The organism is Acinetobacter sp. GW821-FHT01E09, assembly GCF_059422385.1.
The window spans coordinates 1793019-1813825 of sequence record NZ_JBWKWU010000001.1; the positions used below are offsets into that span (position 1 = coordinate 1793019).

A 20807-nucleotide genomic window follows, 5' to 3' on the forward strand; every position below is an offset into this window, starting at 1 on the left:
CAAACGGTCGTTAGGACAAAAAAGAGTTTAATGGAGTAAAAACATGAATGCAGTTGAAAAATTACCAGAAGATTTCTGTTCAAACCCAGACGTTGCTTGGACATTTCCCAAAGTGTTCTATACATCGTCTCAAGTTTTCGAGCTTGAAAAAGAAGAAATTTTTGCAAAAAGCTGGATTTGCGTTGCACACGGCAGTGAAGTGGCACAAGCCAATGACTATATTACCCGTAAGGTCATTGGTGAAAATATTATTGTGATTCGCGGTAAAGACAGCGTATTACGGGCTTTTTATAATGTCTGTCCGCATCGTGGACATGAGTTGTTAAGTGGCAGTGGTAAAGCGAAGAATGTGATTACCTGTCCTTATCATGCATGGACATTTAAGCTAGACGGAAGTTTGGCGCTGGCACGTAACTGTGATCATGTTGAATCCTTTGATAAACAAAACTCAAGTATGGTGCCTGTAAAAGTTGAAGAGTATGCCGGTTTTATCTTTATCAATATGGATGAAAATGCCACTTGTGTTGAAGATCAATTGCCTGAGTTTGCACAAAAGCTCAATGAAACTTGTGCGGTCATCAAAGATTTAAAACTTGCAGCACGCTTTGTGACGGAAACACCAGCGAACTGGAAAGTGATTGTAGATAACTATATGGAATGTTATCACTGCGGACCTGCGCATCCGGGCTTTGCCGATTCTGTTCAGGTGGATAAATATTGGCATACCACACATCAAAACTGGACCTTGCAATACGGTTATGCACGTTCTTCAGAAAAATCCTTCAAGCTGGATCCATCGGTACAAGATCCAACCTTTAGTGGTTTTTGGACATGGCCTTGCACCATGTTTAATGTGCCACCAGGCGGTAATTTTATGACCGTGATCTATGAATTTCCTGTAGATGCTGAAACGACATTACAACATTATGATATTTACTTTACCAATGAAGAACTGACTCAAGACCAAAAAGATTTGATTGAATGGTATCGTAATGTCTTCCGCCCAGAAGATTTAAATCTGGTTGAAAGTGTGCAACGTGGCTTAAAGTCACGTGGTTATCGCGGTCAAGGGCGAATCATGACGGATAAGCAACGTTCGGGGATTAGTGAACACGGCATTGCTTATTTCCAAAACCTCGTTGCGCAATATCACAAATAATCATTTAAGGGAGCCTCTCAAATTATCACTGGGGCCAAGAGCTCAATCATGTGTTATTTAGAGAAGCGCTCAAGTTAAAGGTGCGGCAAATAAAGTCGTACCTTGCTTTCAAACCATAGGATCATGACATGTCAAGTTTGCAAGGTAGTCCGCTATTTCAACAACGCGGATGGGTAAATGGTCAGTGGATCAATGCACAATCCAATGCCACTGTACCCGTCACCAATCCAGCAACAGGTGAAGAGATTGGGCTTATTCCCAATATGGGGGCGGCAGAAGCAAGCCTAGCGGTTGATGCTGCATATCAAGCCTTAGCAACGTGGAAAGCCTTAACTGCACAAAAACGCGCAGATTTATTATTGGCTTGGTATCAGTTGGTATTGGCACATGCTGACGAACTGGCTCGTATCATGACCATTGAACAAGGCAAGCCTTTGGCTGAAGCTTTAGGTGAAGTGAAATATGCTGCTTCATTTATTCAATGGTTCGCAGAAGAGGGCAAGCGAGTTTATGGTGATGTGATTCCTACCACCAATAATCAACAGCGTTTTATCATTACCAAGGAACCTGTAGGTGTGGTTGCCGCGATCACCCCTTGGAATTTCCCAATCGCTATGATTACCCGTAAAGCTGCGCCAGCTTTAGCTGCGGGTTGTACCATTGTGATTAAACCTGCCAATGAAACGCCTTATTGCGCCTTGGCCATTGCCAAACTTGCAGAAATGGCAGGGATTCCTGCTGGGGTGATCAATGTTGTAACAGGTCAGTCACAAGAAATCGGTGCAGTATTTACCAGTCATGAAAAAGTCAAAAAACTGACTTTTACTGGCTCAACACCTGTTGGTCGTTTATTGATGCAGCAATGTTCAGACACGATTAAAAAACTTGCGCTCGAACTTGGTGGAAATGCGCCATTGATTATTTTTGATGATGCGGATTTAGATAAAGCAGTACAAGGTGCAATTTTTGCCAAATTCCGTAATGCAGGGCAAACCTGTGTTTGTGCCAACCGTATTTATGTACATGACAAGGTTTATCCGGCATTTACTGAGAAATTTGTGCAAGAAGTTGAAAAGTTTAAGATTGGTAATGGTCTTGAAGAAAATGTACAGATAGGGCCTTTAATTAATGAAAAAGCCGTCCTTAAGGCTCAACAGTTGATTGATGATGCACGAAAAAAAGGTGCACAAGTGGCTTGTGGTGGTAAACAGCATGCACTTGGACAGACCTTTTTTGAACCAACCGTGCTTACTGATGTGGATCAAAGCATGGAAATTGTCAAAGAAGAAATCTTTGGGCCAGTGGCACCACTGATTCGATTTAGTGATGAAGCAGATGTGGTTGCCCAAGCCAATGACACCATCTTTGGTTTGGCAGCCTATGTGTATAGCGAAAGCATTTCACGGATCTGGCGTGTCGCAGAAAAACTTGAATATGGCATGGTGGGGATGAACTCAACTGCAATTTCAAATGAAGTGGTCCCGTTTGGCGGTGTGAAGCAATCAGGGGTAGGCCGTGAAGGTTCTAAGTATGGCTTAGAAGAATTCATGACCATTAAATATATGTGTTTAGGGCTATAGGATAAAGGCGTGTTGGACATTCATTGATGATCATCCAACACGCTGCCCTCCGATGAGAAAGCGCTTGAATAAGTACTTAAAAAAGCAACATGTGGTAAAGAGGATTTAGACATGGCAAGTCATTATGAAATGTTTGCATCAGTGGTCACAGGGGTAGAGCAACTTACACCATTGATCAAACGGTTTACATTTAAACGTCAGGATGGACAAAATTTTCCTCAGTTTAATGGGGGCAGTCATATCATTGTTAAAATGAATGATCAGCTTTCCAATGCCTATTCACTGATGAGCTGTGCTCAGGATCTTAGCACTTACCAAGTATGCGTACGCAAAGATGTAGAAGGTAAAGGTGGCTCGATCTATATGCATGAGCAATGCAATGAAGGCTGTGAAATTCTGATTTCAGAACCTAAAAATTTATTTCCACTGGCTGAAAATGGCGCAAAACATATTTTAATTGCGGGTGGGATTGGGATTACGCCTTTTGTGCCGCAAATGGATGAGTTGGCTGCACGTGGGGCAGATTACGAATTGCATTATGCCTATCGTTCGCCAGAGCATGCTGCACTGTTGCAAGAGCTTAAACAAAAACATGCTGAACATATTTTTAGTTATATCGATTCAGATGGGAAATGCCTTGATCTCGATCAATTAATTTCCGCACAGCCAAAGGGCACACACGTTTATGTCTGTGGGCCAAAGCCAATGATTGATGCGGTGATTGATCGGTGTAATTTTCATCGTTATCGAGATGAATATATTCATTGGGAACAATTTGCTTCAACCGTACCTGAAGATGGTGAAGCGTTTACTGTGGTTTTAGCGAAATCCAATCAGCAAGTTGAAGTTCAAGGCAACCAGACTATTTTACAGGCGATTGAAGCACTGAATATTGATGTTGAGTGTTTGTGTCGTGAAGGGGTGTGTGGTACTTGTGAAACTGCAATTCTAGACGGTGAGGCAGAGCACTTTGATCAGTATTTGAGTGATGATGAAAAGGCATCACAACAATCGATGATGATTTGTGTATCTCGTGCCAAAGGCAAAAAATTGGTATTAGATTTATAAATAATCCTTGGCGTAAACCGAAGTGATTTATGTTGATATATTGCAGCTTTACTTTAATCCGAATTGACGGTTTCTAAATTAACGCCGAATGAGTCTCATTCGGCGTTAATGACTGGTTAAGAGTATGATTTAACAACTACATTTGAGCATCAGCACAAAAAACCAAATACTGTTGAATGCAAAGCATAGCCACTAAAAAGCCCAAACAAATTTTAATACACTGGTATGGCCTTCAGGACGATTTTCAACATGAGTTTCTTTTAAATACTTTGCTTCAATTGACCAGTTTTTATCTTGATATTGTATTGCAGGACCAATTGCCAAAACTTGTCCACGCATCGCAATATTTTCACCCTGTTGCTTATCGGACTTGGTTTGCTTAAAAGCATAGCCTTCAACAGCCACTTTAACCTGATCAGTAAGTTTATATCCAAGACTATAATCACCAGCAAAATATTCCCCAGATTTGTATTGGGTATCATCATTTTCAGTATTAAAGCTATAAGAAATTTTAGTTGAAATATCTAAACCATTTTTTGGGGCATAGCTGTAAGCAAAAATCGGTCGAACAGTATTGTAGTTTTTGCCAATATTGGCGACCAAAGGCTGTTGTGCTGTGGCCTTATCATATTGACCTGTGGCGAGTACTGTTTCTATCGCAGCAATCCAGTGGTGATCTCCTTGATGCCAACCTAACATTGACCCCAACATTAAATCACCTAAGCCACTGTTATGATCTGACATCCCCGCTGCAGATAATCTGAGATCTACCATAGGCTGTATGGCATAGAAACCCAGTTGACCACCGAGATAGTTTTGTTCTGTCATCCAAACCAAACGGGGGATAAAGGCATTTACATCTAAATGAAAATTCGCTGGGCCATTATCAAAACTTCCAGCATGGTAATTTTGATAATAGCTTAATAGATACACGCCAGCGGGTGGTAGTGCGCCCGCCATCATACCTTCTGCACCGAGGGCAAATGAGTCAGCCCCATTTTCTGTGGCACAGGCAATGCTACTGGTTAAACCGAGCATTAGTGGAATTGAAAGTTTGAACATCAATTGTTTCATAGAAATTCCTTTTCAATGATATTTTTATTGCAGGTAGCTGTAGCTAAACGGGTTAAGCATCACTACATTGTTGACTAAGCGGCTACCCGACGACGATCAACCTTTGTAGAGGGGAGTTGATCAGCGTCCTTGACCAATTGGAAATTAAACTCGATATGTTTAAAGGCTTTATCTAAATTGTATTGTTTAATTTTCGCGAGATCCGTTACATCTAGCGCAGTAGCGATCAGTCCATCACGAGTAGCAAAGGCAAAGTCATCCCAAAGGTATTTGTCACCTTCAATATTAAATTGGGTGGTCAGTTTGCGATAACCTGGCGCAGAGACAAAGTAGTGAACATGCGAAGGGCGGTTACCATGTCGCCCCAACAAATTGAGTAAAGCTTGTGTTGTACCTTCAGGTGGACAGCCATAACCGACAGGCATGGTGGTTTGAGCGATATATTGACCTTGTGTATCGGTGAAAATACTGCGGCGTAAATTAAATGCAGATTGAGATTTATCAAAGAATGAATAGTTGCCTAAACTGTTGGCATGCCAGATTTCTACTTTTGCATTGGGAATAATCTGTCCAGCAGTGTCTGTGACAATGCCTTCAATGATTAAGGCATCGACATACCCAGATTCAGAGCCATCATCCATACGAGCAAAGCCAACGGACTCAGGCGCACCTGCAACATAAAGCGGTCCTTCAATTGTTCGTGGTGTTCCACCTGTAATACCGGCTTTAGCATCTGCTTCATCTGCACGTAAATCTAAATAATGTTCTAGCCCGAGACCTGCTGCCAAAAGTCCCAGTTCATTGGCTTGACCTGCATCTGTCAAATATTCTAAGCCTTTCCAAAGCTCGGTTTGAGACATATCTAAGTCTTCAATGGCTTGGAATAAATCACCAAGTAAACGAACAACGATTTGCTGAACACGCAGATTGACTTCACCTGTTGCTGTCGCGACATTCATTTGCTGAACGAGGCTATCGATTTGTTGTCTATTCATCATCATCTTCCTTTGATTGATATGAGTATTTGGCATGAGTATCTTGAGAGCGATCTGGAATCGGTGCAGATCACTCACGCTGGTGTTGGTATATTGGATAATTTAAGGGTTCAACCACTCAACTTTAGATGTGTCTAAAAAGTGCCGAACGTGATTGCCCATTTGCACCATCTGCAGCACTTAAAAAGCGTTCGGTATGGATGTCTTTTTCAAATAAACGGCTTTGCATCAAGGTGGAGATGGCGGCATCAATCATCGGTGGCGGGCCACATAAATATGCTTTGTGCCCACTGCATTTATTTTCAAAATAATTGGCAACCGCTTCATGTACATAGCCTGTAAACCCTGTCCATTGGTCTTCTGGCTTAGGCGCATTTAAAGCAGGGATGTATCTGAAATTTGGATATTCTTTGACAAGCTGTTCGAATTTTTCACGGTTATATAATTCAGCAACATCCCGTGCACCTTGGAACAAATAAATGATACGGGTGTCACCTTGTTCTAAAAGATCCAGAATCATCGATTGAGGGCTTGAAAGACCTGAACCACCTGCAATGAAAATGACATTTTGCTGATCAGACTTACGCACAAAAAATTGTCCATAAGGTCCTGAAAGCGCCATTTCTTCACCAACACTCAGTTCATCATGCACATAGCGTGTTGCAGCACCCCCTTGCACTTTACGAATATGTAATTCGATCAGATTTGCTTCGCTCGGTGTATTGGCGATTGAAAATGCCCGGGTTCCTTCAATATTGGGGAGTTGGATATTGATGTATTGGCCTGCTTGAAATTGCATTGGTCGATCAAGTTGAAGTCGAACACCTTTAATCGTCGGCGATAAATCCGTTATTTCAATGACTTTGGCTTGGTAGTCTTGGACTAAATAGCCTAAGAAATCCTCGTCTTCATCCACATCAGCTTCGATGACCATGTCAGATTCGGGCTTGCAACAACAAGCCAACACTTTATTTTCTTCACGTTCAATGTCCATAAGCGCAAAAGGTGAGGCTTCACCAACATCATAAAAACCGTCTGTGACTTGAACTTTACATGTACCACAAGTGCCATGTCCGCAAGCAAAGGGCAACCAAACACCTTGACGCAATGCTGCATCTAAAATGGTTTGATCTTCTTCAACTTGAATGATGGTTCCTGCTGGTTCAATCGTGACTTGATAGCTCATCTGTGTTCTCCTTAAACATGTGTGCCTTGGTAACCCGTTAGATCAGGCGTTACAAAGCGCAGGAGAGATTTATGATCAAAACCCAAATCTTCTAGGGACTTAGAAAAATCAGCCTGTAAAAGATTGCGGTTTAAACGGAATTCAACTTTAGACCAATCAATATGTTTAAAATCGGGATGTTGCTCAAAACCCGCCTGAATTTGTCCATCGATCAAGGCTTGTAAGCTTTGTTTTGGTGAAACCACAAAAGCATGTGCCGAACAAAATAGGGTGTGATGATCCCAACCAATAAACAACAACATGTTTTCGCCGTAATTTTGTTGTAGATCTAGTGGTTCAAATTGATATTTTTCAACAATCGCTTGTACAGTCATGGTGTATTTCCTTAAACTTTTGAATAAATCCTTGAGCGGATGCTGTCGAATTAGACAACATCCATTGCTTATTTTTTAATTTTTGGATGAGGGTTTAAGCTGCGTTGCCTTTCCACTTTTTCCAGCGCTGTTGGTCAGGTGAACCTTCAATATCGAGATTGTCTGCACCGACATTAAAGTTGTAGTAATCCCTTAAAATACTTTCTAAATCTGGACCACCACAGTTACCCTGCAAAATTTGATGTACAGGCAACCACGCTTGGATGTATTTCTCAGGTTCGCGTTCAAAAATGTCATGACAACCATCAGAGCAAGTGTGGTAACGCTCATCTTTGTAAATTGAATCGCGATAGCTAAATAGCGTTGGGTCACCATCCATTTCAGTAAAGGTCATGGGAATTTGGCACACTTGGCACAATTGAGGTAAACCCGCGCTATAGAAGCGTTTACCTTCAGCTTCCATTTTTCGAGCAAGTTCCCAACGTGGGCGATAGTATTTATCAAACGTGTCAGGATATTTTTCTGAGAGCCAATCCATTTCCTCATCTGTTGGAATCCACGTATGGAAGCCTGCTGCATGACCGAAGTTATAGAAAATCCACCATGCTTGATGCGAAACATGTTCTTTCTCTTTGCTAATCACTTCACTATATTTCGGCATACGGATCCCGTAGCGACTTAAGTCTTTAAACAAAGCGCCACCTGCTTCTTCAAAATAAGTTTCCCAAGCTTCTTTCCATGACATGACTTTATTGGGCAACATGTAATCCATCATCATGCCGACGATGGACAGCAGGCGAGTTCCTCGCCAGAACCATTTATCAATCCATTCTTGTACGATTGGCACATTATCTTCGTGCTGTTCCAGTAAGAATTTTACGATTTCCAGTCCTAGCGTCATGTGGCGTGCTTCGTCTGATTGTGCACTAAAGCCAAATGTTACGGTCGCCATATCACCGTTGTAAGCTGCTCCCGACATGAAAGGAACGAACAATAAGTTAGTTAAGACATATTCAAAGGCAAAGCTGATTGCTAATAAAAACTCAAAAGGCCCCGCTGAACGTGCATCTTCAAAGAATGATTTAGGTACAGACAAGTACCAGACACGGTCATGCATATGTGCCCAGTCTTGGAAGCCATCAAAGAACTTGTTGTAATGGCTCATCGCATGAATCTGGGTTTGTACATGACGTAATTCATCAATGGATTGCATTTGCGAGGCGATACGTGCACCAATGCCACTGAACTGACGCCCAACATGGGCATAGCCTTGGTAAGCTTGATACTCAAGCGGGGTTACTGCGGTTAAAAACAATTTAATCGCATTGACATAACGTTCATTTGAAACATTCATTTGCCCATTGTTTTGTGCAAAAGCATCAAAAATGGCATATAGCTTCTTTTCTTTTTCTGCTTGGTATTTCCAATAGTTATCCATGGTTAAACGGAAAGGATCTTCCCATTTCGACCAGTCGGTAATTTTGATGCCTTCAAACTCTTCATACGGAAAGGCATCTTTACGATCTGCATAGGAAAAGTCCCAATCTAGATCACGGGTGAGTATCCGATAACGTTCTTTGGCATTGAGCTTTTTATTGTTTACTTTGGCTTGGCTATTCATTTTGATCATCCTTTAACTTACCTGCAGCTGCCTGCTATTTATGCTTTAAATCTAGGGGAAGTACGGCTTAGTTCCACTTCAAGGTAAAACTGTCATCATCTTCATCAACATTGCCACCCAAGGTAATCATGTTGAGTTGTAGTTCTTGGATATCCCAGTTTTGCCCAAGTTTTTCTGATACTGTTTCTGCACGTACCACCAGCTCGCCAGTGCTTTCGACCCGAATCATCGCGGGAAGATATTGAATTGTTGCTTCAGGATTGTCCTGTTCAATCGCTTCAATGATGTAGCGTGAGGTGTCATTGTCTTGCAATGCTAAATAAACTTTAGAGGTCATGATGGCAAATCCTTATGCTGCTAAATCGAGTAAAATGTTGCCGGCTTTTTTGCTACGTTCAGAGATCTTATTTAGACCTGAATCAATCCCAGAATCCGTCAGTGCAGTTTGTGCCCAAGCACTAAATGCTTGCTTAACTTGTGGTAGTAATTCCGTGATCCATGATTGAATCAGGGTTTTATTGTCTTCAGATTCTGAAATAGCAGTTTTTAAAACACTGTCTGACCACTTCGCTAAATCAGTTAAACAGTCCTTCATAAATTCAGTAAGAATGGCAATATCACGCCCGCCATTTTCAACCAGCCATTCATCCAGCTGTCCAAAAACCAGCTCTTGTAACATGCTGTCAATCAACAGATTTTGCAGAATGTAAAGTTTGAACCAGTCTTGTTCGGTTAGGCTTTGTTCACAAAGTTTACGTAAGGGTTGCCAAGTTTCATCATTTAGCCAAGCGTGTTTGGCCTGTTGTAATGATTCACCTGTATTGCCATCGAGGATTAAGCCAATACGTGAAATGTATTGCGCCATACCGAGACGATCCATTGCTGCAAAAATACATGCTTGGGTGATGACAGTGCCATAACCATAGGCACTGCCTGACATCATATGTAAGTTGGCCGTTTGTTCGACATAGCGAAAAGGTAATAAACACTGGATGATTTTTTGTTTCACTTCATCACTGAGATTATTGACCAACTGACGTTTTTCAAAAAAAGCATAATGACTTTCAGCGGTATCTTGCAGACGTGCACGATGTTGCACATAAGCACCGTAATAAAATTGGCGAGGGTCTTTAAATGCATACCAATCTTGCATTTGCAAAGCCGTATGGGTTTTATCATTTAAGGTTTTATCTGGCTTCCATAAGGGGCGATAGTGAAAATTTGTCGAAGCTTGAATATCAAAGCTGACTTCTTGATAGCGTGTTGCGGGCTTGGCTCCAAAACGGCGTTCGATATACGCATAAGTCTGACGAATCGGTTGCAAATTGGATGTTTTAATTTCTAAAGTCATTACTTTCTCCTTGTAGAATTAAGCCTGATCGTCTTGATCAGAATGTTGGCGAGCATGATTTAAAACAGTCGGTTCAATGCCATAACGCCATTTATCTTCCTGCGCATCGTTCCAAGCTTGTTGTTCTGCGGTCATTTCAATGACATGATTAATTTCACAAAAATGCTGGAAAGCCTGTTGGGGGAGAATCAGTTCAACAAATAGCGTAGGGTCTTGAATGGCAAAATCGAACTCGACAAATTTGGCATTCCGTTCACCAGTAATACGGATATATTTGACCAATGCGGTAGGTTGTTTAGCGTCAATCATGTGCTTATCCTTTTATCAACATCAAAACAATTTCGATGTAGAGCTTCATGCTCATGTGCTAGGTTTGCTCTAGATATTCCAAAAGTCGTGCCAACTTTAAAATTTAATTAAAATTCAATTGTTTACTATTTATTGGTCATTAAGGTATGAAGAACGACAGCATTATTTTCATCAAATAATGAACCTAAAGAGATGCTGATTTCATCAAAAGATGAAACAGTGATTTTGATGGGAAAGGTCGAGTTAATGTTTATAAAAACCAATAACGACTTGATATTGATTAAAATAAAAACAATATACCTTAAAGGTATGAAAATATAAGAAAAGGTAGTGAAGCTTTTGGGTCAGAATTAGGTAATATCAAGATTGCATTCACAACGACATATAGCCAAGGATGGATATATCATGCCCCCAGCCAAAGATGTGAAGGTATATAAAAAAATACTGGAACAGAACAAAGATATTCAAGATTTACTCGATAAAATCGTTTTTGATGCTCAACACGGACAAATCTGGTTTGATGAAAATCGAATGCTGTTGATGCATACCAGTATTCTGGGCTTTTTAAGAAAAGATCTCTATCAAATGCTAGGGCTTGAACGCACTAAACGCTTTTTTATTCGTTGTGGTTACCAAGCTGGCATGCGCGATGCAGAAGTGACCTCAAAACTACGACCAAATTTAAATGAAGCAGAAGCTTTTATGGCTGGACCGCAAATGCATGGCATCCGTGGCATGGTACAGGTTGACGTCAATGAGCTGCATTTAAGTCATGATTTAAAACAGTTTTATGCAGATTTTAACTGGCTTAATTCATTTGAGGCAGAGGTGCATTTAAGTGAATTTGGTGCTTCGGACCAACCCGCTTGTTGGATGTTATTGGGCTATGCCTGTGGCTATAGCAGCTTTGTCATGGGGCAGACCATTATCTATCAAGAGACACATTGCGTTGCTCAGGGTGATGAGCATTGTCGAATCATTGGAAAGCCGTTGAGTGAATGGGAAAATGCCGATGAGTTGATTCGCTTTATGTCACCCGATGCCGTCTCAGATGAAATCATTGCCTTACAGGCGGAACTCAATCAATTAAAGAAAAATATCTATACCGATGCTGAAAGTGATTACACCATGTTTAATGCGGTTGGCGAGTCGGTCGCCTACCGCAAAGTCTGTGATCTACTTAAAAAAGCAGCAGGGAGTAAAGTCGCAGTTTTATTACAGGGTGAAACAGGCGTTGGCAAAGAAGCATTTGCACGGGGTATTCATAATGGCAGTCAGCGCCAAGCGCAACCATTTGTGGCTGTGAATTGTGCCTGTATTCCTCCTGATCTGATTGAGTCAGAACTGTTTGGGGTGGAAAAAGGCGCATTTACTGGTGCGGTTCAATCTCGAATGGGAAAATTTGAACGTGCCCATGGCGGAACTATTTTTCTAGATGAAGTGGTTGAGCTTTCACCGCGTGCACAAGCTGCGTTATTACGTATGCTGCAAGAAGGTGAATTTGAACGGGTAGGAGATAGTCGCACCCGCCAAGTCGATGTCAGACTTGTTGCTGCGACCAATGAGGATTTAGAGCAGGCCGTTAAAGATGGAAAATTCCGTGCAGATTTATATTATCGCTTAAATATTTTTCCTGTGATTATTCCGCCTTTACGTGAGCGAAGAGAAGATATTCCCTTGCTGATTAATCACTTTTTGGTACGCTTTGAAAATATGTATAACAAGACCCTAAAAGGGCTCAGTGATAAAGCGAAAAACTTTATGATGAAATATGATTGGCCTGGCAATATTCGTGAGTTGGAAAACTTGTTGGAAAGAGCCACCTTACTGACCGATCATCAACAGGAAATTAAATTGGACAGTTTGTTTCCTCAACATAAGGATTTAGAAGCAGTGGGTGAAACTGCACAATCGCTGATCAATGTAGAGGATTTATTTAGTGAGAATTTCTCTTTAGATCAACTTGAACAAAATATTATTCGTAGCGCTATGGACAAAAGCCAACAGAATGTCTCAGAAGCTGCACGTATGCTTGGAATTAGTCGGGCAACATTGGATTACCGTTTAAAGAAAATTACGCTAGGTTAAAATCAAATTTGCCTCAATAACCATAGACCAATAGCCATAGAAATGTGCTTGGATAGCGCTTTGATCAGCTTCAGGCCGCTATGTTATCTGTCTATAGTTGTTGATAGTTGTCAATTTAAAACAGATGAGTTGAATGTTTGTTTAAATGAGTCGATTTTATACTTGGATGTTGAACTCCTATTTTAAATATTTAAATAAAGATCTTTCATAAATCAAAAAATAATTATGTGGAGTGAACCCTATTGATATTGAAAGTTCCTTCTCCCACTGGAAGAAGGCTAGAATGAAGGCGCTTTTATGTTGATTTATGTTTTAAAAAAGGACTTATGAAAGAAGTCTAATTATCAGGCTTAAATAAAATACTAAAACAACTTCCCCCTAAAGCTTGTGACTTGGAATATTCAATCCGACCTTCATGCGCGATCATAATTGCATTGACAACAGATAGACCTAAACCGCTGCCACCATTCTTCTTGCCTCTGGATTCTTCAAGTCGATAAAACGCATCAAATATAAAGGGGATATGCTGATCTGCAATACCGGGTCCTTGATCTTCAATGGTTAAAACCAAACCTTCTGATTTTTTTTGGGTGCTAATCCGTAAAATCCCTGCCTGTGCATAACGAATTTCATTTTCAAATAACGCAATTAAAATCTGTTCAAGCCGTTGTCGGTCAAAAAAGCAGGCTTGATCTGATAAATTGGTTTCGATGACTAATTTTGCTTGATCAAAACGGTCTTGAAGTAAGTTTACAGATTGTGTAATGACGTCAGATAGACAAACTGACTCTAGGTTAAGTCGAAGTTGTTGATTATCCGCCAGACTTAGGGTTCTTAGATCTTCGATTAAAAATGACAATTGCTCAACTTGATTGAGCAAATTTTTTAATAGGGCTTTATCAGGGGTGAATATATCGTCAAGCACGCCTTGTAAGCGACCTTGTAAGATAGTCACAGGTGTTCTTAATTCATGTGCAATTGCGGCATTCCAAATAGATGCATTGTTGACTGAGATTTCCAGTTTTTCTGCCATACGATTAAAGTCATTGATCATCTTTGTGATTTCAGCGACAGAAGAGGGATTGTCCAATTGTGCTCTTACGGAAAGATTGCCCAAACTAATTTCTCTTGCTGCAATGGCTAAAGAATTTAGCGGGGCGATAAAGCGTTGCGCTAATTTTAATCCTAAATAAACAGAGGTTAGTGAACCGAATAAAGTCACCAATAAAATCCAAGTGAGATCAACAAAATTAAATGACCAGTCTTCGGAATTTAATTGTTCAAGTGAGACCAATTTAAACTCGATGGCGACAAAATAAGTTAAATAGCCAAAAATCAAGGAAAAGCAAGTGGTTAATAAACTCACTTTGGCCATGGTGATAATCAGCTGGCGGCTAATTCCGATATTATTTTTCATCATTTTGCCTTAAACGATAGCCAACACCACGGACATTGATCAGTAAGTCGGTTTGATGATGATCTTCCAGTTTTTTACGTAATTTACTGATATGGCTGTCTACAGTACGCTCTAAGGCATCACCATCGGGCAAGCAATGGTTCATTAATTCTGATCGGGTAAAAACCTTGTAGGGTGCTTGCGACATCAACGCAAGGATCTTAAATTCCGTTAAGGTAAGGTTTAACAGTGCTTTCGAATGTTCTTTGATAATGTATACACAAAGTGTTTCTGTATTAATTTCAATTGATTTAAAGCTAATGATTTGGGCTTTCGCCTGAGATGACATCGCACTTCTTCTCAATACGGCCTCAACTCTGGCAATAATTTCATTTGGATTGAATGGTTTTACCACAAAGTCATCAGCACCGATTCTAAGTGCTGTGACTTTATCCACTTCTTGATCTAATGCGGTCAGCATAATCACAGGGGTTTGTTTGGATTGACGAATATGATTTAAAACTTCCCAACCATTTAAGATCGGCAATTTCACGTCAAGAATCACCAGATCAATCTGTTGTTGCGCATGTATTTCAATGGCTTGCTGTCCATTAAGCGCTCTGAGCACATTGAAGCCATTTTTTTTCAGATAATGCTCCACAATATCGCCGATATCATAATCATCTTCAACGACTAAAATTTGTTTACTGGCTGGATCAGACGCAAAAGAAATATTGCCCATTACTGGATACTTTAAAATGGATACAGCCCCATCATAATTTATTTTTAGTGGTTATATCCACACAATCTCCACACTTTAGTGACGCTAAGTACACAAATATTGCCAATAATCGTCATATCTAGAACTCTGGGTGCAGATGATGCCTAAGCCTTATTTTTTTATTATTTTATTGGTTGTTTTAAGTGGGAGTGCGTTAACTGGATGTAATCGCTCAGGAAATGCTGAAGCAGAACAAGCACAGCAGGCTGCACCAGCCAAAGTCAGTATTTATACCGTTCAACAGCAAGATATTCATTTGATTGAAAACTTACCTGCACGTGTACAAGCCTATCGAATTTCAGAAATTCGCCCACAAGTTGGCGGAATTATTGAAAAGGTGTTGTTTACCCAAGGCAGTGAAGTTAAGGCTGGACAACCCTTATTTAAGATCAATTCGGAAATTCTTCAAGCAGATGTCAATAGTAATCAGGCTTTATTGGCAAAAGCACAGGCAGAAGTGGTGCGTCTAAAAACCCAACAGGAGCGATATCGACAACTGCTTCCTTCCAATGCCATTAGTAAACAGGAATTTAATAATACGGAAGCCGCTTATCAACAGGCTTTGGCTGAAGTTGCTCAAACCAAGGCAGCATTGGCACGACAAAATTTAAACTTACGCTATGCGACTGTACGCGCCCCGATTTCAGGTCAAATTGGTAAGTTGCTGGTAACCGAAGGTGCATTGGTCAGCACTAGTGATACCAATCCAATGGCTTTGGTACATCAGTTAGATAAAGTCTATGTTGATGTTAAACAATCAATCTCTGAATATGAGCAATTGCAAGATCGTTTGAATGATGGTTCGTTATTACAACGTGGCGGTGCTGAGGTCAGCATATCCAATAGTCAGGGTAAATTATATCCAGTGACTGGAAAGATTTTATTCTCAGATACCAGCGTAGATCCTAATACCGGTGACGTGACCATCCGTGTTGAAGTAAATAACCCTCAACGGAAATTATTGCCAGGGATGTATGTCAGAGTTGGTTTAAACAGAGCATCACAACCCAATGCCTTGCTTGTCCCAGAACAAGCTGTGCAAAGAGATATTTCAGGTCAAGCACAACTGCTGATTGTAAAAGCAAATCAGACTGCTGAAACACGTCCAGTGAGTTTAGGACAGTTATATAAAGGTTTCTATGTGGTGAATAGTGGAATTAAAGCAGGGGAAAAAGTCATCGTTGAGGGGCATGATCGAATTCAACAGCCAGAACAGCCTTTAAAAATAACCCAGTGGAAGTCGCAATACATAACCGATGTTGGGGGCACGCAAGCACAAAATAAGGGCAGTGATCAAAGCACGGCAGGTCAGTCTTCTCCGAATACAGGAGAAAAATTATGATATCGCAGTTCTTTATTAAACGGCCAATTTTTGCTTGGGTAATTGCACTCTTTATTATTCTGTTTGGTGTCTTAAGTATTCCAAAGTTGCCGATTTCTCGTTTTCCTTCAGTTGCACCACCTTCGATTAGTATCTATGCAACCTATCCGGGAGCAACACCAGAAACCTTGAATGATAGTGTTGTCACCTTGATTGAGAGAGAGTTATCGGGAGTAAAGAATTTACTTTATTACAGCGCCACCTCAGATGCCAGTGGTCAAGCGAGTATCACCGCCACATTTAAACCGGGGACTGATCCAGAGTTGGCTCAGGTAGATGTGCAAAATAAACTAAAGTCTATCGAACCGAGATTGCCACAATCGGTTAGACAGCAAGGCCTGATTGTTGAAGCGGCATCTTCTGGATTTCTGATGATGGTCGGAATCAACTCACCAAATGATCAATTTAAAGAAATTGATTTAAGTGATTATTTGGTTCGAAATGTGGTTGAAGAATTAAAACGGGTTGAAGGGGTAGGACGTATCCAATCCTTTGGATCTGAAAAGGCCATGCGTATTTGGATAGATCCAAACAAACTGGTGTCTTATCAGTTGTCGATTAAAGATGTCACAAATGCCATTCAAGCACAAAATACGCCTATATCTCCGGGAAGTGTCGGGAGTTTGCCGGCGGTCCAAGGACAGATGATTACACTGCCATTAACGGCTGAAGGGCAGTTAAGTACAGTTGAAGAATTTCAAAATATTACTTTGCGTGCCAACCAGAGTGGCGCACAAGTCACACTGAAAGATGTTGCACGAGTGGAGCTTGGGGCGCAAACCTATAGTTTTTCTATTTTAGAAAATGGAAAGCCAGCAACCGCTTTGGCGATTCAAATGAGCCCAGGCGGGAATGCAGTCAAGACCTCTGAAGCGGTCAAAGCAAAAGTTGAGGAGCTCAGTAAAGTTTTACCAAAGGGAATGCAATATTCGATTCCTTATGATACTGCACCGTTTGTTAAGATTTCGATTGAAAAAGTAATCATGACATTGCTGGAAGCAATGGTGTTGGTTTTCCTTGTCATGTATTTATTTTTACATAACATTCGCTACACTTTGATCCCTTCAATTGTTGCACCGATTGCACTTCTAGGCACATTTGCAGTGATGTTGATCAGTGGTTTTTCGGTCAATGTTTTAACCATGTTTGGTATGGTTTTAGCCATCGGTATTATTGTCGATGATGCGATTGTGGTGATTGAAAATGTGGAACGCATCATGGCAACGGAAGGCTTATCACCAGTTGATGCGACTTCTAAAGCAATGCAAGAAATTACCAGTCCAATCATCGGGATAACCTTGGTACTGGTGGCGGTATTTTTACCAATGGCCTTTGCCAGTGGTTCGGTCGGGATTATTTATAGACAATTTACCGTGACCATGGCGGTATCTATTGCATTCTCAGCATTTTTAGCACTGACCTTAACCCCTGCACTTTGTGCAACCTTGTTAAAACCGATTGAAGCCGATCATCAGAAAAAAGGCTTCTTTGCGTGGTTTGATCGCTTTTTTGATCGCGTCAATAAAAAGTATGAAGCAATTTTAGTGAAATTGTTGAAACACATTTTTACTGTGATGATTGTATTTGTTGTCCTGACAGGTTTCTTATTATTTGCGTTTAAAGCGATCCCAACCGCTTTTTTACCTGAAGAAGACCAAGGCTCATTTATCACCTCATTTCAATTGCCTGCAGATGCCAGTCAAGAGCGGACATTGACCATTGTAAAATCATTTGAGGAACATTTAAAAAGCAGAGAAAGTATTAAAGAAAATGTCTCTGTACTTGGGTTTGGCTTTAGTGGTTCTGGTAATAACACAGCCATTGCCTTTACAAATTTAAAAGATTTCAAAGACAGAAATACCTCCGCTGCAGATGAGGTTAACGCTGTAAATGCGGCGATGGCAGAAAGTGCAGAAGGTACGATTATGTCTGTTTTACCTCCTGCAATTGAAGAAATGGGAACAACTTCGGGCTTTACTTTACGTTTACAAGATCGCGGTAATCTTGGAATGCAAGCTTTGAATGAGGCACAAGCACAGTTGATTGGTCTTGCAGCAACCAGTAAAAAACTGGCTTATGTTTATCCAGAGGGTTTACCGCCAGGTAGTAATGTCGATTTAAAAATTGATCGGAATAAGGCAGAAGCTTTAGGAGTGAATTTTGCTGATGTGACAGACACCATTTCATCTTCAATGGGCTCAATGTATGTCAATGATTTTCCAAATCAGGGACGAATGCAGCAAGTGATTGTTCAAGTCGATGCCGATTCACGGATGAAAGTTACTGATATTCTAAATTTGAATGTGGTTAATAAGACTGGAGCACTGGTTAAACTGTCTGAGATTGTAACACCTGTGTGGACACAGTCTCCGCAGCAATACAATCGCTATAATGGACGACCATCATTGAGTATTGCAGGGGCAGGCGCAGAAGGGGTTTCTTCAGGAGTAGTGATGAAGGAAATGGAGCGATTGATTGAGCAATTACCAAAAGGAATTGGTTATGAGTGGACAGGGCAATCCTTGGAGGAAAAACAGTCAGAAGCACAAACCAATTTTTTATTGGCATTGTCAATGTTGGTGGTTTTCCTCGTCCTTGCCGCACTCTATGAAAGCTGGTCGATTCCATTGTCGGTGATGTTGGTTGTACCTTTAGGTATGATTGGTGCAGTGGTTGCGGTATGGATCCGAGGGATTCCCAATGATATTTTCTTTAAAGTGGGTTTAATTACCATCATTGGATTATCTGCAAAAAATGCCATTTTGATTGTTGAATTTGCCAAAATGCTAAAAGAAGAAGGAATGACTCTGATTGAAGCCACTGTTGCGGCTGCCAAACTTCGTTTAAGACCGATCTTGATGACATCCTTGGCTTTTACCGCTGGTGTGATTCCATTGGTGATTGCTACAGGTGCAAGTTCTGAAACTCAACATGCGATTGGTACAGGGGTTTTTGGTGGTATGGTCAGTGCGACGATACTTGCAATCTTTTTTGTGCCAGTATTTTTTGTGTTTATCCTCAGTGCTGTTGAGAAATTACGTGGCAAAGCTTTACCTGTACGTAAACTGCCTTAAGCGCTCTGCGTTAAGCTTTTAATTTTAAGTCTTGTGTTTTGTAGAGGATAAGCATTTGTCCTCTACAATATTTCTAAGTCCTCCATCGCATTTATTATATGCATTTATTTGAATGCCTAATTTTTCTTCCTATTATTTTTATCTCGTATAGTTTTCTTTAGATATACAGTTCAGTTGTTTTAACTGCATTATTTATATAAGTTTATTTTTTACATTTAAATAAATACGTTCAGTGGCCCACTGTTTTATCGTCAATTCATACTCTCTAAACCATTCTTATTTACATTTAATTACATTTCTCATTAGGCATTTTTGCCTTCTCATTCGTCTATATAGATAAAGGCAGTGTTTTTTAATTCACAGCAACTGATCTGATAGACGAAGCAGGAAGGATTCATGAACAGTACAACGCAATACAATAGATTGAGCAGACAAGAAAAGCACAGGGTTTTATTCAGCACTCAGCAAATGCGCTACATTTATTTGCGCTGTATCTAAGCCTATGTCTGCTGTAATTCTCGCTTCAAATGATAAGCAAAAATACTCTACGCTTTGTGGGGTAGTGATCAGTCATATATTGTTATTATGGTCTTTGTCTTATTTAAAAACAGATGTTCGTATTGAATCACATTCACCTGAAAATGCGATTCAAATTCGTTTTATCAGCTTGAACAAAACCGATGTTGTACAACAAAGCAGTACAAAGCTGCAGACGGCATCAGAGCAAGCTGCAACGCAATTAAAAGCACAACCTCAATCTACAGTAGCAACAGCGGTACAACATCAACAACAGGTCAAAGTGATACACAGTACTGAGTCAAAAAAGTTGAAGATGGATCAAACAACACAACAGACAACGAAAACACAAGAAAAAAAACCAACCGATCAACAGACGGAAAGTAAATCTGAATCAAATCGTCAGTCAACACAAACATTCACGGAAACAAAATCATCTGCGAATACTGAACAGACTGCTTCAGGTCAGTCAAATGAGATAGCCAAACGTGCAGGTGGTGAAGCAGGCAAAGACAATAAAAAAGAACAAAACCCTGCCTCTACTTCTCAACCACAGCAACCGCTTCCCGTGAGTCGGGTCGATGTACTCAGCTTTGGCAAGCTTAATTACGATGATCGCGAATTGCAAAACCAGCAGCGCTTGTTGGTTCTCACAATCAAAATCAATCCTCAAGGGCAGCCGATAGATGTCAGAGTAAAGCAAAGCTCAGGCATGAGTAGTTTGGATGAAAGAGCTATACAAGCTGCACAAAAAGCAAAATTTAAACCACATATTGTCAATGGTGAAGCATTGGCAATCGTGGTGGATTTTCCCATTCAGCTTAAGCTTGGTCGTAATCGCTGATTGGATCATT

Annotated in this window: 17 protein-coding genes; 7 read left to right on the plus strand and 10 right to left on the minus strand. The window is 40.6% G+C overall.

The window, feature by feature from the left end; all coding sequences use genetic code 11:
- Positions 1–43: 43 nt before the first annotated feature.
- The 3 genes from cntA to cntB all read left to right on the plus strand — a co-directional run bounded on the left by cntA (position 44) and on the right by cntB (position 3807).
- Positions 44–1159 (plus strand): carnitine monooxygenase subunit alpha, encoded by a 1116-nt coding sequence (gene cntA / locus AC07U8_RS08150; protein ID WP_151802783.1) that lies wholly within the window; start codon positions 44–46, stop codon positions 1157–1159.
- 128 nt (positions 1160–1287) lie between these two features.
- Positions 1288–2739 carry an NAD-dependent succinate-semialdehyde dehydrogenase gene (locus tag AC07U8_RS08155; protein ID WP_270384667.1) on the plus strand — a complete coding sequence of 484 codons (1452 nt, stop codon included), beginning with the start codon at positions 1288–1290 and terminating at the stop codon, positions 2737–2739.
- A 111-nt stretch (positions 2740–2850) separates the two neighbouring features.
- Positions 2851–3807: a carnitine monooxygenase, reductase subunit CntB gene (gene cntB / locus AC07U8_RS08160; RefSeq protein ID WP_287838825.1), complete on the plus strand. Its 957-nt coding sequence runs from the start codon at positions 2851–2853 to the stop codon at positions 3805–3807.
- Between the two features lie 192 nt (positions 3808–3999).
- Here the strand turns inward: cntB and AC07U8_RS08165 are convergent, their stop codons facing one another.
- The 8 genes from AC07U8_RS08165 to AC07U8_RS08200 all read right to left on the minus strand — a co-directional run bounded on the left by AC07U8_RS08165 (position 4000) and on the right by AC07U8_RS08200 (position 10717).
- A complete protein-coding gene (locus AC07U8_RS08165) occupies positions 4000–4881 on the minus strand; it encodes a SphA family protein (RefSeq protein ID WP_270384672.1) in 882 nt (293 codons plus the stop codon).
- 74 nt (positions 4882–4955) lie between these two features.
- On the minus strand, positions 4956–5876 hold the full coding sequence (catA, locus tag AC07U8_RS08170; protein ID WP_270384674.1) for a catechol 1,2-dioxygenase: 921 nt from the start codon (positions 5874–5876) through the stop codon (positions 4956–4958).
- 124 nt (positions 5877–6000) lie between these two features.
- Positions 6001–7062: an NADH:ubiquinone reductase (Na(+)-transporting) subunit F gene (locus tag AC07U8_RS08175; RefSeq protein WP_096733830.1), complete on the minus strand. Its 1062-nt coding sequence runs from the start codon at positions 7060–7062 to the stop codon at positions 6001–6003.
- Positions 7063–7073: 11 nt separating this feature from the next.
- The gene (locus AC07U8_RS08180; RefSeq protein WP_034615115.1) at positions 7074–7436 is read right to left on the minus strand and encodes a phenol hydroxylase subunit P4; all 363 of its coding nucleotides are present in this window, start codon (positions 7434–7436) and stop codon (positions 7074–7076) included.
- Positions 7437–7530: 94 nt separating this feature from the next.
- The gene (locus AC07U8_RS08185) at positions 7531–9057 is read right to left on the minus strand and encodes an aromatic/alkene/methane monooxygenase hydroxylase/oxygenase subunit alpha (protein WP_004820631.1); all 1527 of its coding nucleotides are present in this window, start codon (positions 9055–9057) and stop codon (positions 7531–7533) included.
- A gap of 67 nt (positions 9058–9124) precedes the next feature.
- Entirely contained in the window at positions 9125–9394 is a 270-nt protein-coding gene (locus AC07U8_RS08190; protein ID WP_004721361.1) for an MmoB/DmpM family protein, read from the minus strand.
- Between the two features lie 12 nt (positions 9395–9406).
- Entirely contained in the window at positions 9407–10408 is a 1002-nt protein-coding gene (locus AC07U8_RS08195) for an aromatic/alkene monooxygenase hydroxylase subunit beta (protein WP_151802777.1), read from the minus strand.
- 18 nt (positions 10409–10426) lie between these two features.
- Positions 10427–10717 carry a phenol hydroxylase subunit gene (locus AC07U8_RS08200; protein ID WP_004820638.1) on the minus strand — a complete coding sequence of 97 codons (291 nt, stop codon included), beginning with the start codon at positions 10715–10717 and terminating at the stop codon, positions 10427–10429.
- Between the two features lie 405 nt (positions 10718–11122).
- Between AC07U8_RS08200 and mobR the strand changes: the two genes are divergently transcribed.
- On the plus strand, positions 11123–12805 hold the full coding sequence (mobR, locus tag AC07U8_RS08205) for a phenol degradation transcriptional regulator MobR (RefSeq protein WP_494737674.1): 1683 nt from the start codon (positions 11123–11125) through the stop codon (positions 12803–12805).
- Positions 12806–13142: 337 nt separating this feature from the next.
- Here mobR and adeS read toward each other — a convergent pair whose 3' ends face one another.
- Together adeS and adeR are read right to left on the minus strand one after the other, a co-directional pair.
- The gene (gene adeS / locus AC07U8_RS08210) at positions 13143–14222 is read right to left on the minus strand and encodes a two-component sensor histidine kinase AdeS (protein ID WP_270384680.1); all 1080 of its coding nucleotides are present in this window, start codon (positions 14220–14222) and stop codon (positions 13143–13145) included.
- Positions 14212–14943: an efflux system response regulator transcription factor AdeR gene (gene adeR, locus AC07U8_RS08215; RefSeq protein ID WP_004721351.1), complete on the minus strand. Its 732-nt coding sequence runs from the start codon at positions 14941–14943 to the stop codon at positions 14212–14214. Before adeR ends, adeS begins: the two co-directional genes overlap by 11 nt.
- 136 nt (positions 14944–15079) lie before the next feature.
- On the opposite strand from adeR, the gene AC07U8_RS08220 reads away from it, so the two are divergent.
- The 3 genes from AC07U8_RS08220 to AC07U8_RS08230 all read left to right on the plus strand — a co-directional run bounded on the left by AC07U8_RS08220 (position 15080) and on the right by AC07U8_RS08230 (position 20797).
- Positions 15080–16324, plus strand: a complete 1245-nt coding sequence (locus AC07U8_RS08220; protein ID WP_270384683.1) for an efflux RND transporter periplasmic adaptor subunit — start codon at positions 15080–15082, stop codon at positions 16322–16324.
- Positions 16321–19437: a multidrug efflux RND transporter permease subunit gene (locus AC07U8_RS08225; protein WP_494737675.1), complete on the plus strand. Its 3117-nt coding sequence runs from the start codon at positions 16321–16323 to the stop codon at positions 19435–19437. The genes AC07U8_RS08220 and AC07U8_RS08225 overlap by 4 nt, the downstream gene beginning before the upstream one ends.
- Before the next feature lie 502 nt (positions 19438–19939).
- Positions 19940–20797: an energy transducer TonB gene (locus tag AC07U8_RS08230; protein WP_270384687.1), complete on the plus strand. Its 858-nt coding sequence runs from the start codon at positions 19940–19942 to the stop codon at positions 20795–20797.
- Positions 20798–20807: the final 10 nt, after the last annotated feature.